A 14,718-nucleotide genomic window follows, 5' to 3' on the forward strand; every position below is an offset into this window, starting at 1 on the left:
GTCAGGGGCTATCGTATGAAGAAAACCATTGGCAAAACTTTTTTAATCATATGTATTTGCGCGCTGCTTCTCTTTTTGCTTCTGCCGTTTTTAGAAACGCAAGAAACTGCCGGCGGGCCGGGTAAAAAGGCTTCCCCGCAGATTTTTACCTCCAACCCGTTAACAGAGCTTGTAAACCGCATAGCTTCTATATTTCAAAGCAAACAGAAGCGCCTGGCTAAAGCCCGGGGGAAAATACAAACTTCCCCCGAGGATTTAAACGAACTGTATGCCGACGTCCCGCCCGAAATCGCCACCCGCTACGCCGCAGAAAGCTCGGAAGAAGGGGCTTCTTCCCAAACCACTTTGTTAAGACCCTCCAATTTTGATTATGGAGACGCCGCCCTGCAAAACGACGACGGAGACTGGGTACTTGTGCGCCAAACCGCCCCTCAGGCTAACGCAAAAGGCATATACGAGATAAACACGACCGATACCGCCTATGACCGCTATGTTCGCCAGGAACGGGCCGCCCGTTTTACACCGGGGCTAGACGCCCCCGCCCGCCCGGCGGATTCCGCGCTGGCGCGGCTTTTGGCACCCATTAAAAATTTGCTTGGAAAGAAATCGGCTTCAGAAACCGTTCAAACAAATCTTTCGGCGCGCCCGGTGGCCTCTTTCCAGGGATTAGGTGGAAACCAAGGGAAAACCCCTTCTTCCACCCGTACCGCCGCGGCTCCCGCCATGCCTAGTTATACCGTGGCTTCTTTGCCCAGAACAGGCGCAAGAACCCCGGCCGCATCCACCGGGACGGAAACGGCTACCGTCTACTCCGGCGGGGATTTGTTTAACCCCATGCTGGCCATCACCCGCACAAGCGAGTGGATTATAAATAACCAGGATGAAGACGCCACGGATGAAGAAAAGAAAAACAATCAGCAAAAATTGGCGTCAATCATCTCTCGGACAAAAGAAAACCTTTCTAACAGATTAACCCGCCAAGTACGGGAAGAAGCCGGCAACGCCCCCGCGCCGGACCGGCTTCCTACCACGATTGGCTGCAAAGGGGAGAGTGACTCTTTCTACGCGGAAGATCTTACCCTCTGTGGCACGATTCCTTCCATTTCGCAGGATGCCAGCGCCTGGATGAGCCCGGAAGAACAAGAAAAGCAAAACCAACAAGGCAGACAAAAACTGGTGGAAAAACTGAATTTACCGGCCGGGCATCCGGCCTTGCCGGAAGTAAACGTGATGGTTGTTTTGGGTAAAACAAAAAATATGCGTCCCCCGGACATGGAAGACGATACGGAAGACATGCCGGAACAAAAGCAAGCCAAGGAAGCCATATCCCGCATCTACGAGCTGATGCTGGAAAAACAAAACTGCGCAAACGAAGAGTGTTATTGGATCCCCAATCAGCTGCAGCAATATCCCAACGTGCGCGAAACTGTTATTTCCGCCGGTTTAAACTCCGTAGAGGATCCGTTAAACTTATATAGTCAATGGGTGCCGGAACTGGAAAAAAGGTTGCTGGATGACACCCAAGACGATGAATCCGGCGAACGTTTTATAATTATGCAAGAGGCTTTATCTAAAAACGCCCCGGCGTATATTCCCATAACACGCGCGCAAATGGAAGAGCTTAACCGCCGCAACGATGACCGCAAATTATTAAACCCGCAAACACGGCAGGAGCACATTATCTTTTACGTGCCGGACCCCCAAAACGCCCGTGACATGACAGACGTGTTTAAAGAACATCCGGCTTTTTTGGTATGGGGCAAAGACGGCAAAGTGTTTGACCGCAGCGCCAAATTAGACACCGCCGCCCGGGCCGACATCTTACAAAATGATTTAACCGAACGCGCCAAAGACATGGCTGCATTCGCCCAAGGGGTTATACAGGAACTGTATAGGGAAAACTTAATTGATTCTTCCCGCCGCAAAACCAAAAAAATAAGCAACATGACAGCAAGCCAAGCCACGCAAGAATTACAAAGAAACATACCGGAGGGGAAAAAATCCTCCGGCAATAAAATAACAAACAGCAAAATCCCCGGGCTTCAGTTTGAAGAATACAAACCATAATATACAGGCCGCTGGAAACAGCGGCCTTTTTATATAAAAAATATATTTTCCATTTCATTCCAAAAACGGGTATAATTTATTAGCGAAAGGTATAGACTATTCTGACCTTTTTAAGGAGTTTTATTATGAAAAAACTAATTCCCGTTTTAGCCGTTTTATGCGTTGTGGCGTTTGCCGGCGCGTGCCGCCATACCGAAGAACCTTATAACCGCTCCGACTATAAAAAAGAATACGAGCGTCTCTTCCGCCGCAATGTTTTTGCCCAATGCGAGAATATGGGCACTTTCTATGCTACCTATTGTTTGGCCCGGCTTGACCAAAAACCCGCCAATAACGACCCGCGCTATAAAGTGACGTTTCTGCGCGGTCCGTTAAAAGGGAAAACCGTTTGGACTACCAAAGTAATCACCAAAACAATCCCGGTAGACGCCGGACCCTTGCCCAAAGGCATGGTGGTGTTGCGCAATTACGACAACCCCCGCCAAGCCTATGACGCGGACCATATAGACCGCTGGCACCTGGGCGTTGTTCATGACACCCGCAATATAGACAAAGGCAATATTGAGCTGGAATTTCCCCGCGACGCCAACGACTTTATGGCCGCGCGCGAAAGCATTTATTTGCACAACATCCGCTATGTGGTTAAACCGGAAGTAAAAGATATACGTGTTTGGCTGTAAGTAGTATAAATCCAGAGACACAGGAGCGCTAACGTGAAACTTAAACAAGCTTTTTTTCTTACTGTATTAACCGTTTTTCCCTTAGGAGCATGGGCCGCGGAAGGAGATCCCATCACCACGGAAACCATGCTTTTGGACGTCCCCACCGCGCAAGTGCTGGACCGCTACCAGGCCTCTTTCCTAACCCGGGCTTATTCCCATGGCTCGCTTATGGAAACCATAGAATTTGGCGTATTTCCCCGGATTAATTTAGGGGTTTCTTTTTCGGCGCATGAACTGGTGGGGAACTCGTCTTCTGTAAAAGTGTTGTCTCCCGATTTCCAGGCAAAATGGAAATTGTTTGACGGCGATTTATACCTTCCGGCTATCGCCATCGGCTATGACGGGCGCCGCTATGGGTACGGCTATAAAGACCATCTCTATACTTACCCCATAGATAAAAGTAAAGAATATATGGATAACCGCAAAGGCGGCTACATTGCCATGTCCCGCGAGATTATTATCCCCGGGTTAGACGCTTCCGCCGGGTTGAACTTTTCAGATTTTGACTGGGAAGAACTGTATTTCTTTACCGGTATGTCTTATGTGTTTAAAGACGCCATCGGTTTAGTGGCGGAGTGGGATAATATCCGCAATATCCGCGATTCCCGCTTCAACGCCGCGCTGCGGTTCTATTTACACCCTTCCCTTTCGCTTGACGCGGCCGTGCGCCGTATAGGCCGCGGAGATGAGGCCGAACGTATTATACAAATCCGTTACGTCGGCAATTTTTAGGGCCGTTTTTCATTTGCGTACGGCTCCGCGGTTCCTGAAAAGGGAGGCAAACGGGGCCGTTGTTATTTAAGAGGTTTTATGACAGATAAATCTACCCCGGCACCCGCGCAAAACGCGGCGCCCCAGTTTAAACGCCGAACGATTTTTATTAAAAAATCGCTCCAGCTGCGTTACATGCTGATGATAATTTTCAGCGTATTAATCGGGCTGGGCATCATGGCTTTTGAGTTAACCGTTACGCTGGATGAAATTTTTGACCGTTACCCGGTACTGGTGCAGCCTTTATACGAAAATATACTTCCTATAATGACGTCTTTCGCTTACAAAATATCCCTATACGTATTATGTGTGGTGGTTATATCCGCTTTGGTTTCTCATAAAATGGCCGGGCCGGTGTACCGGTTTGAACAGGTGTGCAAGGCCATTGCCAAAGGGGATTATTCCCAGCGGGTTCACCTGCGCAAAGGGGACCAGCTGATGGAACTGCAAGACGAGTTTAACAACATGATGGATAAAATAGAATCCGACATGAAAAATAAAAAATAAGGGGGCCTATGAAAAAACTTTTTATGTTGCTGCTGGCACTATGTTTAACGCAGGCAGTTTTTGCCCAAAAAGAATACGGCATTAAATTTTCCAGCCTTATTAACGACGACCTAACCCTGGAAAACGCCATCCGCTTAGGGCTGGAAAATAATTCGGACTTTTTAGCCGCACGGCAAGAAATTACCATTGCCGAGCAAAAAGTAGCCGAGGCTAAATTTATGTATTTGCCTCAAATTTCTTTGCAAGGCACCGCCACTTGGTTTAATTTAGATTATCCCATGGTATTGCCGGAAGCCGTTGGGAACCGTTTTTTAATCAGCGACGACCTGCTAAAGCTGACGGAAGACTCTATAAAGAACCAATTCTACGGCGTCGGGGTAACCGCCACGCAGTATTTATATTCCGGCGGCCGCATTTCCAGCACGCTCAAAATGGCCAAAGCCAATTTAAAACAAGCCCAAAGCAAATATGACACGGTAAAAAACGCCGTCGTATTAAATATTAAAAAAGCTTTTTTTAATTTGCTTTACGCCCAGGAACACACCAAATTAACCGAACAAACCGCCCAACAAGCGCAAATTTTTTATAATGCCTCCACACTAAACGCGTGGGAAAAAGTACAGGCCCGGGCAAAGCTTGCTTCTTTGCTGGGGGCGCGCAACGAGGCTGTTAAAGAATTAAAAGATGCCGAGCTGGCTATGCTGGTAGCCCTAAACAAAGAACTCAACACCCATGTAAAAGTGGTGGGAAATTTTAAACCCGTAAAGACGGATTTGGACTTGCCTCATTTAAATTTGTGGTCTATGGAATTTAGACCGGAGCTTAAATCCGCCATTTACGCCTTGGAACTGGACAGTTTATCTATTGACTTGGCATTATCCCGCCGCTATCCGGATATTATTTTAACCGGCAGTTATGAACAATTGGGTTATGATAATTTGGACTCCGTAAACCGCCAAATATCATTGGCCATGCGCTTGCCGCTGTCTTATAATTTGGCTACGCAATCAGCCCAAAAAAAGGCGGAACAGACAAAAAGCACCCTGCGCCGGGCAGCCATAGAAGACAAAATACACGTACAAGTAGCCCGAGCTCATGCGGATATGCTTTTTTGGCAGACGGAAGTACTGCAAAGACAGGAAGCTTTTAATGAAATTTCCAAACTCTTTTCCCAAGCGCAAAAAACACCTAAATACGGAACGGCCCCCCTGGAAGCGTTAAGCGCTTATTTACAAGCCGGTAGCGACTACTACTGCGCCATCCGCGACAACTTAACGGCCAAGGCGGAATTGGAATGGGCCATTGGACGGGATTTATAATATGCGCAAAGCTTTTCTAATCTGCTTAACAACCGCTGTGCTGGCCCTGCTGCCGGCAGCGGCTGTTTACGGACTGGAAAGGCAAACGGATGATGAAATCCTGCGGGATTTTTTGTGGGAAGAATTTACCCAGCTGCCTAAAAACAAACGCCCTACGGTAGGGTTGGCGCTTTCCGCCGGAGGGGTGCGCGGTTTTGCCCACGTGGGCGTGTTGGAAGTGTTAGACAACGCCGGCGTACCCATTGATATGATGACCGGAACTTCTATGGGTTCTGTGGTAGGCTCCCTATACAGCGCGGGGCTGCCCGTATCCAAACTATGGGAAATAAGCCATCACATGACGATGGAAAAAATCACCCCGGATTTTAACGTAGGCGGCCTCTTGCGCTTTTTGCTAGCAAAGAAATTACCGTCTTCCAGCAATCTGCAAAAATTTTTTAACGAGCAAATTGGGGAAATGCGTTTTGAGGATTTGCAAATTCCTTTTTCCTGCGCGGCCATGGACGTAAAAACCGGGGAACGCGTTTTATTCAATTCCGGGCCGCTTTCTATCGCGGTGCGCGCCAGCATGAATTTACCCGGCGTATTTGAGCCGGTGGAATACCGCCACCGCCATTTGGTGGACGGGGCGGTGGTAGACTACCTGCCCACGGAAACTTTGCGCAAAATGGGAGCCCAATACGTTATAGCCTCTGTCACCCCGCCGGACTTCTCTTCCCAAACACCTCGCACCATTGCGGAATACTTCCTGCGGGTAGGAGACGTGCGCGGGGCGGCCATGATTGAGGAATCCTCTAAAAAAGCAAATTTTGTCATTACCAACCGGGTGTTAAATATTTCCACCTTGGAGCTAGACAAACTGCCCAAAGCGGGAGAAGAGGGCATACTTTCCGCCACCAAAAGCCTGGCGGATTTGCAAGAAGATATGCTTCTTAAAATGGGACATTATGTATACCAACCGTAATTTTTTACTAACGCTTTTAAGCGTATGTTTTCTAGCCGCCTGCGCCGGCCAGCCCGGCTTGTTGGGGTTAGACTTCGCCACCCGCCATGACCGCAAAGAATATGTACAAGCGCGGGATTTGTTTAATGCCGGAAAATATCAGGAAGCCATTACCGAATTAAGCGCCTACATTTATAAAACCAAAAACGTTAAACGCCGCGAAGTGCGCGCCTACCGCCTGCTGGGCCAAAGCTATGAACAATTGGGGGATTTAAGCAAGGCGTTGGAAACGTATCAGGAAGCGCTGGAATTTCACCCGGACGACGTGCCTCTGCTGCTCTCCGCCGCCGCTTTGTATAAACGCACTGAACTGACGGACCGCTCTTTATCTTTATATGAACACGCCCTTTCTTTAGAACCCAATAACCAAAATGTGCTGGCCGGTGTGGGAGAAATCTATTTAACCACCGGGTATTACGCCAAAGCCCGCTCTTATTATGAACAGCTTTTTAAACTCAACCCGCAGGCGCCGGCGGTCCACCGGGCCCGCTACGCCCAAACGTTCTATCAACAAAAAGATTATGCCAACGCTTTTATAAATATTACCATGGCTCTTTCCGAAACGCCTGACAACCCGGACTTTTGGCTCCTAAGCGCCAAAGCAAACCGCGGTTTAGGCCGTTTTAATGACGCATTGGCCGATTTGGACACCGCTTTATTATTGTCCCCCCACCGCCCGGATTTAGAAGCATACCGCGCTTTATGGTTGCACCAGGCCAAACGCTATGCCGAGTCTGACTGGCAGGCCCGCCAAATACTGGATAAACAACCCGGAAATGAACTGGCTCTTTTTGTCATGGCCATGAACGCCAGCGGCCAAGGCCGGCATGAGCAAGCCAAATCCTTGCTGGAGCAAATACGCCAAGGGGAAAAAGACACCTTTATCCGCCGGTTTACTGACAGCCTGTTTTCCGCACCGGCCATTTCCCTTACGCAACCCTCCGCCAAACCCAACTGATAAGCAGAATTTTCTTTTAAACACATACATCAAAACCCCAAAAAACCCCGCCTTTAACGGCGGGGTTTTTAACATAAAAACCTAACTAAATGCTTTTTACGGCTTAGAGACAAAAGGTTTACGGTCCGGGTGTTTGCCCGTAGGAACCAGTTCCACTTCGTCCACCAATAAAGAAGGAACGATGATAGCATGCGCTGGATCTGAATCCTCGGAAAAATTGAAAATGGTTTCATCATCTCCTGCCGCTAATATATCACGCAAAGAGCGGGATGTGAAATTTTCCAACTTGGCGCCATATACTTGTTCTTTACGCCCGTCTTTTACATAAACACGCGTAATGTTGGGCAAATCCTGTTTGGCATTGGGCATCATTTCCACAATATAACCGTATTCCAGGTCCAGCTCACGGCAGCGGTCCAAGAGTTTCTGTTCCAGCTCTTGCTGGGATAAAGGATCCTGGGGCGTAACAAACAAATTGGTTATTCCGGCGCGCGGGCGCTGGCGGTAAGAAACCCGCGCGTGCCCGTTGCTCTTTTTGCGTCCCTGCGTTAAACTGCGGCTAAAAGGCAAATCCAATAGTTTGCCGTTGCTCACCAAAAGCAGGTTTTCAGCCGGTACGCCTTCGGCATCAATAGGGGCAAAACCCGCCAGCGAAACCCCCTTATATTCCCTTAACAGGGGTTTGTCTTCCACCGTAAATTGCTGGGCAAACACCCGCTGGCCTATTTTATCTTTAAACCCGCCGGCGCTAAGGTCCTCCCCCTCCTCTTGAAGCAAAGGCTTGGTGTTAGACACGTTAGACACAAAAAGGGAGTTTATCATTTCTTGCGCGGCGGCCGGTTTAAATAAAACAGGCCCTATGTAAGGGGTGGCTTTTTTGGCTGAATAGCCCTCACTGACCCATTTATAAAACGCATTGGCTTTTTGCAGCAGTTCTTCTTTAGAAGGAAGTTCTTCCAACGTATACATCCACTGCGCCATAGGGCGTTGTTTTATACCGTCTTTATTACGTATTTGGGCTTGCAAAAAGACGTTCTTCCAAGTGGTGTTTAGGCGCATTTTGCCGCCTTGGCTGTTTACGTACCATAACATGCTAAGCAAAACACGCACGCCGGCGGAAGCTTCTTCTAAATTCGGATATTTTTTAGCTTCGGCTGACAAAGCTTTTGTTAAATCTTCATAATAGGCGTAATCCAGCTCTTCCCATTGGGGTTGCGGCTCCAAGAAAGACCCTTGTTTGGCGGGGGCGAAATCGGAAGATTTATCCGCCAGGTTTTTTTGGCGCATAAAGGCCTGTTTTTGGGCAAAAATTTCTACCATTTCCCGGTATTCCGCATCCGTAATACCCCATAACCCCAGACGCACGGCGTCATATCCGTCGCCTATTTTAAACACCTCGTTGGGGATGTAATAATAATGGCTGTGTAAAAAGCCGTGGCTGTTTTCTTTTTTATCACCCACCACCATATGCACCCGGCCCATCAGCAGCCAATCGTCCGATACGTCTGTGCTGGATACGGTCAGTTCCCCCCATAAAGATTCGTAAATTACGCCTTTGGTTTTGGTCAGCCAGTAGGCCGTAAAATACGGGCGGGGAGCATTAGGAATGCGAAGCTGCTTTTGCGTGCGGGCCAGCTCGTCCTGCATGGCTTTAAAATACACATCGTCCTGCGCCCAGGAAAAAGCGGGAAACAACAAACATAACAAAACAAAGAACTTTCTCATTTTTTACCCCCTTTAGAAGAATTTTCTGTATATGGGGGGCGTAAAATGGGAGGCTTGGAGGGATTTTTTTGCACCTTTTCCACCTCCATTTCCGAAACTAAAATACTGGGAGACACGGCCGACACCGGCACCCAGCCCGACTCGGCCCCGCAGCTGCCGTTGAACACGGCGTAATCGTCCGCCGCCGCAATGACTTTGCTAAAACTGGTCAGCGGAGTGCCCACCAAGTCTACCCCGCGCACCATTTCTTTATGCCCGTCCGGATAGATTTTATACACCAACAGCGGGTTTACTTTAAAAGCCTGCGGGGCGGAGGTTTCCGTCATGGTAAAACCGCCGGAAATGTCTTCAATAATTAAACCGTACGGCTTGCCTTGGCGTTTAATTTCCGCCAAAAGCCGCTTTTCCAACTCTTCATAAGAAACGGCTGAAACCGGGGTAATCATGGTATTGCCCATACGGGCCACGGCGCGGTTCCCTAAAGACTTGCGGCCATGCCCGTTGGAAGCGGGAAACCCTTTAATGGGGCTGGAACCCATGAGGAAATTTTTTAACACGCCCCTTTCTATCAACAGAACGTCTTGGGCGGGGTTTCCCTCATCATCATATACATAATGCCCGCGCAGCGGCACTCCCTGAAAGTGGGAAAGCAGCGGGTTATCGCTCACGTTTAAAATGGGGGATACCACTTGTTGGCCCACGCGGTTGGTAAAAGTCTGCCCAAAGGAATCACTTTTTTGGCGGTGCCCTTCTAAGCGGTGGCCTAATATTTCATGAAAAAACACCCCGCTGGCGCGGTTTTTTAAAATAACCGGCCCGGTATAGGGTTCCGCCGCTGGGGCGGAAAGCAGACTTTTTAATTCCTGCGCCATACGGGTAAAATCTTCTTTCATTTGCCGCATAGAAGGGAAATCTTCCATGGTAATGCCGTCATATAATTCGTTGCGCTCCAGCACCATTCCTTCCGGCGTTTGCGCGCGGATAACCATGGAGTAGCGCCCCAAAATACGCGGGGTGCGAAGACGGCTGCCCACACTGTTTACAAAAAAAGTATCTTCCTGCGTGAGAACAAAACTAAAAGAGCTTTTGTCTATAAAATCATAATCTTTTACCAATGAGGAAAGCGTTTTTAGGCGTTGGGCTATTTCCTGGCGGTCATAGCTTACCGAAGGCTGCGTTTGGCAGAAGAGGGCCTTTTGCGGAAGGACAAAATCGTCCGAAGTATCCAAACTGGCGGAAGACACCTGTTTATTGCTGATTACATTATTATAATCATCCTGCGCCTTCTCCACCGCTTCTTGGGTACCCCGCCATAATACATTACGTAATACTTTTTGGGACTCAGCATCCAGCGGGGCTTCTTTTTCCACTTGGCGGAAATTATTCCAAAAACCTTTTAATTCGTGGGTGTTATCCGTCTGCACGCTGCCTACGCGCACGTCAAAATCCACCCAGTTGGAGCGGCTGTCCGTATTTTGGCGGATTACGCCCGCTTGCGCCGTTATCACCAACTCCTGTATGGACGTTAGCTGATAAGACATATAATACACCGGCGGATTCTGTTTTTTAAGGGTTTTAAAATTGCGCATCAACTCATCTGACAAAATAGAAAGGGTAGAGTCTTTCTGCGCATTACACTCTGCCCCTTGGGCCGAAAAGCCGCACACACAAAGCAACAGCAATAAACAAATTTTCTTCATAAATCCCCCTTTTTTGTATTGTAGCATAATACCCTTGCGGCGTTTTGGTTGGCCTTTGACCTTAAAAATGATAAAATAATTTAAATTTATTGCGCCGAGATAGCTCAACTGGCAGAGCAACGGTTTTGTAAACCGTAGGTTGTGGGTTCGACTCCCATTCTCGGCTTTCTTCTTTTCCCGCTTCGTGGCGGGTTTTTTATTGTTTACCCCCTAAAAGCAAAGGAAAAGTTCTTTTTCCTAAATTGCTATAATATAAAAGCATCTTAACTTTTGGAGAATAATTTAATGGAACCTGTCAGCACTTCCGTTTCGGTGGCTATGTGGATTGCCTTTTGGGTAATTGTACTGGCCGCTTTATTTATTGATTTAGCCGTTTTAAACAAACACCACGGCAAAGTAACCATTAAAGAAGCCGCCGTGATGGTTTGCGCTTGGGTGTCTTTGGCCGTTTTATTCGGCGGAACCATTTGGTTGGTGGAAGGCCCCAACCACGCGCTGGAATTTTTTACCGGGTATGTGTTGGAGTACTCATTGTCCGTAGACAATATGTTTGTGTTTATTATGATTTTCGGGTACTTTGCCATACCGTCCCACTTGCAGCCTAAAGCCTTGCTGTGGGGTATTTTGGGCGCGGTGATTATGCGTTTTATCTTTATCTTTATAGGGGTAAAACTTATTTCCGCCTTTTCGTGGACGATATACGTCTTCGGCGCGCTGCTCATTTTTACCGCCGCCAAAATGCTATTGCAAAAAGAAGACGACAATTTTGACCCCAGCCAATCTTTCATATTAAAAGTATTCAAAAAAATCATGCCCATTAAGACCGATTACCACGGCGAAAACTTTTTCATCAAAGAAGCCGGTAAATGGTTTGCCACCCCGCTGTTTGCCACGGTGCTGGTAATTGAAATGTCTGACTTGATCTTCGCGGTGGACTCTATCCCCGCCGTTTTGTCCATTACGCAAGACACGTTTTTGGTGTATTCCTCCAATATTTTTGCCATTATCGGGCTGCGCTCGCTGTATTTCCTGCTGTCCGGCATGGCCACCAAATTCCCGTATTTGAAATACGGTCTTTCGGTCATTTTATTCTTTGTGGGCGTAAAAATGATAATCAGCCGCTTTTTCCATATACCCGTAGTGGCGTCTTTAGGCGTTATTGTGGGCATTTTGGTATTGTCCGTTTTGGCCAGCCGCTTCTTCCCCCCGAAAGAAGAACAAGCCGGTTGACAGGGTAGACAAAACGGCCCGGATTTAATAGAATATAAGGACCAAATTTAATTCAGTTATAAGGAAGGAAACTATGGCGTATAAATGTGCTGTGTGTGGCAAAGCCCCGGTATCCGGCGGTTCTTACAGCCACTCTAACATGAGAACAAAAAGAAGCTTTAAGCCCAACTTGCAAAAACAAAAAGTGATGTTGGACGGCAAAGCACAGACTGCGTATGTTTGCACTGTCTGCATCAAAAGCGGCCGTGCAGCCAGACCCACCAAATAGTCATACTTTTTGCGCATTCAATCAGCCCGTGCTTTCTATTAGTGCGGGCTTTTTTTGTTAAGTGAGGGAACGGTTTGATTAACTTTTATAAAACAAGCATAGCTTTAGGGGCCGCTTTGCTGCTGGTGCAGCCCGTATTTGCCGCTGAGGTCTTGGAAGAAGAAGTAGACCCCAACGGCCCGTGGATGATTTGTGAAATTGACGCAACTGGCCTTCGCAATATATCCAAAAGTACCGTTACCAAAGCCGCCAACGCCAAAAAAGGCACCCTGTACGAACGGTATACCGTTTCTGATGATATTCATGATATTTCCGCTTTAGGCAATTTTGATAAAGTGGAAGTAGACATTTCCCGCATATCCGGCACCAAAAAAGACAAACAGTTTTTTCAGGAATATCCCTGCCACCGCATTACCTACATGGTGGAAGAAAAACCCATTTTTGACCGCTTAACCTACGAAGGCAGAAAACACCTGGGCAAAGGCGCCATCACCCAGGCCATGACCTTAAAACTAAAAGACCCTTTCAACCAAGCCAAGCTGGATTTGGACCTGGAACGCATCAAAGCCAAATACGCAGAAAAGGGCTACGTCAGCGCCCAAGTAAAGTACGAGCTGACTGCCGTTGAAGACGAAAACACCGTAGAAGTAAAACTGATTATAGACGAAGGGGAACGCACCCGCGTGGAAGCCGTAAACATAAACGGGTTAAAAGAAATCCCGCTGGAAAAACTTATCAAAAAATCCTCCAACCGCCCGGGCAAAGTGTATAAACCCCAAAACCTGCCCAAGGATTACGTAAAAATGATGCTTTTCGGGCGCGATAAAGGCTACGCCCAATTTATGATGAGCCAGCCTAAGCTGGATTATAATGAAGATAAATCCCGCGTAACCATTACGTATGACGTTACCGAAGGCCCGAAGGTGGATTTTGGCAAAACCTCTTTTGAGGGCAGCAACGTATTTACCACCGAAGAACTAAACGAAAAAATCTACTACCGGGAAGGAAAACTCTACAACCAAAAAGATTTTGAAGACACCGTGGCCGCCATTCAGGAAGCCTACGCCGACAAAGGCTACCTGCAAGCCCGCGTAGAGCCCCAATATAACGTGCAGGACGGGCTGTTAAACATCCGCTTTGACATCTCCGAAGGCGGCATATTTTACATTGACAATGTAGACGTAACCGGATACGGAAAAACCAAAAAATACGTTTTTACAAGGGAGCTTTCCATTAAATCCGGCGATTTGTACGACGCGGCAAAAATACGCCGCAGCCAAACCAAAATCATGAATTTGGGCTTTATTAACGACGTACAAATAGACCTTCAACCCACGGCAGACCCGCAAAAAGTGGACCTGGGCTTTAACGTGGTGGAAGGCCGGCCGGGCATGTTCCAGGCGGGGTTGGCCATGTCCTCCATGGACGGGCTGTACGGGGAAGTATCTGTCAACCATTTGAACTTTTTAAACCGCGCCCAGCGTTTAACTTTGCGTACGCTGTTTGGGGAAGACATTTTGGACTATACCGTCAGCTGGTCTACCCCGTGGATTTATGATAAGCCCACTTCCCTAGGAGTAGATTTGTTCAGCACCCGCCGTTACCGCTCTTTTTCTACTGACGACCAAGCCTATACAGAAAAGCGCACCGGCGGCCGCTTGAGAGTAGGCCCCCGCTTTAATGACGATATCTACCAACTCAGCTTTGGTTATTCTTTTGAAAACATTGATATTTATGACATTGACGAACAATTCCAATGGGCGGAGGGCAAAAAACCGGGCAGCTATTTGGAAGAGGGAGATACCAATGTATCCACCATCAGCACAGATTTTGCCGTAGATACCCGCGATAATATTTGGGATCCCACCTCCGGCTGGCGCAACTCCGTTGGGTTGGCGTTGGCTGGCGGCCCCATCGGCGGGGATTTGGATTTATGGTACTTTAACGCCCGTTCCGTACTCAACTATACAGTGCTGAACGTGGGCGGCAATTACCCCATTGTGTTTGTATTGTCCAATAAAATAGGTTCCGTACAGCCGTACGGCCGCACGAAAGAAGTGCCCCCTTATGAAAAATTCTTCCTGGGCGGGGCCGACACCATCCGCGGTTATGACCGCGCCGGCGAAGTGGGTCCGGAATACGGCGGCGATATGTATTATGTCATGAACGCGGAGCTGCGCTTCCCCATCGCGCGGGAAGGACGGCGCAATATGGCGCAGTTTGCGTTCTTCTTTGATTTGGGCAACTCCTGGAATAAATTTGACGAAATTGACTTTAGCCTCGGCCCCGATTCGGACCAGTTTAAAGCGGGCGTAGGCGTGGGGCTGCGTTTTACCACCCCGGCCCTGCCCATACGCATAGACTGGGGCTACGGTTTAAACCACAGAGACGGGCAGGACAAGTCCCACTTCTATTTCAATATGTCTAATATGATGTAACAGGCAGAAG

Annotated in this window: 12 protein-coding genes and 1 tRNA gene; 11 read left to right on the plus strand and 2 right to left on the minus strand. The window is 48.1% G+C overall.

The features are described 5' to 3' along the window. Positions 1–15: 15 nt before the first annotated feature. From ACQY33_RS04120 to ACQY33_RS04150, 7 genes are all read left to right on the plus strand, one after another. Positions 16–2,067 (plus strand): hypothetical protein, encoded by a 2,052-nt coding sequence (locus tag ACQY33_RS04120; protein ID WP_428074218.1) that lies wholly within the window; start codon positions 16–18, stop codon positions 2,065–2,067. A gap of 125 nt (positions 2,068–2,192) precedes the next feature. Then, positions 2,193–2,747: a hypothetical protein gene (locus ACQY33_RS04125; RefSeq protein WP_428074220.1), complete on the plus strand. Its 555-nt coding sequence runs from the start codon at positions 2,193–2,195 to the stop codon at positions 2,745–2,747. A 33-nt stretch (positions 2,748–2,780) separates the two neighbouring features. Further along, positions 2,781–3,521 carry a hypothetical protein gene (locus ACQY33_RS04130; RefSeq protein WP_428074222.1) on the plus strand — a complete coding sequence of 247 codons (741 nt, stop codon included), beginning with the start codon at positions 2,781–2,783 and terminating at the stop codon, positions 3,519–3,521. A 78-nt stretch (positions 3,522–3,599) separates the two neighbouring features. After that, positions 3,600–4,067, plus strand: a complete 468-nt coding sequence (locus ACQY33_RS04135) for a HAMP domain-containing protein (protein ID WP_428074224.1) — start codon at positions 3,600–3,602, stop codon at positions 4,065–4,067. A gap of 8 nt (positions 4,068–4,075) precedes the next feature. Next, positions 4,076–5,386, plus strand: a complete 1,311-nt coding sequence (locus tag ACQY33_RS04140) for a TolC family protein (RefSeq protein WP_428074226.1) — start codon at positions 4,076–4,078, stop codon at positions 5,384–5,386. Between the two features lies 1 nt (position 5,387). Beyond that, on the plus strand, positions 5,388–6,350 hold the full coding sequence (locus ACQY33_RS04145; protein WP_428074228.1) for a patatin-like phospholipase family protein: 963 nt from the start codon (positions 5,388–5,390) through the stop codon (positions 6,348–6,350). Further along, complete coding sequence (locus ACQY33_RS04150; RefSeq protein ID WP_428074230.1) at positions 6,334–7,347, plus strand: tetratricopeptide repeat protein; 1,014 nt, start codon at positions 6,334–6,336, stop codon at positions 7,345–7,347. The genes ACQY33_RS04145 and ACQY33_RS04150 overlap by 17 nt, the downstream gene beginning before the upstream one ends. A 96-nt stretch (positions 7,348–7,443) precedes the next feature. On the opposite strand, the gene ACQY33_RS04155 is transcribed toward ACQY33_RS04150, so the two are convergent. Beyond that, positions 7,444–9,072 (minus strand): metallopeptidase TldD-related protein, encoded by a 1,629-nt coding sequence (locus tag ACQY33_RS04155; RefSeq protein WP_428074232.1) that lies wholly within the window; start codon positions 9,070–9,072, stop codon positions 7,444–7,446. Next, on the minus strand, positions 9,069–10,772 hold the full coding sequence (locus ACQY33_RS04160; protein ID WP_428074234.1) for a TldD/PmbA family protein: 1,704 nt from the start codon (positions 10,770–10,772) through the stop codon (positions 9,069–9,071). The genes ACQY33_RS04155 and ACQY33_RS04160 overlap by 4 nt, the downstream gene beginning before the upstream one ends. 93 nt (positions 10,773–10,865) lie before the next feature. Between ACQY33_RS04160 and ACQY33_RS04165 the strand changes: the two genes are divergently transcribed. From ACQY33_RS04165 to bamA, 4 genes are all read left to right on the plus strand, one after another. Continuing rightward, positions 10,866–10,938: transfer RNA gene (locus ACQY33_RS04165), tRNA-Thr, on the plus strand. Between the two features lie 119 nt (positions 10,939–11,057). Further along, on the plus strand, positions 11,058–12,002 hold the full coding sequence (locus ACQY33_RS04170) for a TerC family protein (RefSeq protein WP_428074236.1): 945 nt from the start codon (positions 11,058–11,060) through the stop codon (positions 12,000–12,002). Between the two features lie 73 nt (positions 12,003–12,075). Continuing rightward, positions 12,076–12,270 carry a 50S ribosomal protein L28 gene (gene rpmB / locus ACQY33_RS04175; protein ID WP_428074238.1) on the plus strand — a complete coding sequence of 65 codons (195 nt, stop codon included), beginning with the start codon at positions 12,076–12,078 and terminating at the stop codon, positions 12,268–12,270. Positions 12,271–12,344: 74 nt separating this feature from the next. Continuing rightward, positions 12,345–14,708, plus strand: coding sequence for an outer membrane protein assembly factor BamA (gene bamA / locus ACQY33_RS04180; protein ID WP_428074240.1), 2,364 nt, complete (start codon positions 12,345–12,347; stop codon positions 14,706–14,708). Positions 14,709–14,718: the final 10 nt, after the last annotated feature.

Source organism: Candidatus Avelusimicrobium aviculae (assembly GCF_949292495.1).
Lineage (GTDB): Bacteria > Elusimicrobiota > Elusimicrobia > Elusimicrobiales > Elusimicrobiaceae > Avelusimicrobium > Avelusimicrobium aviculae.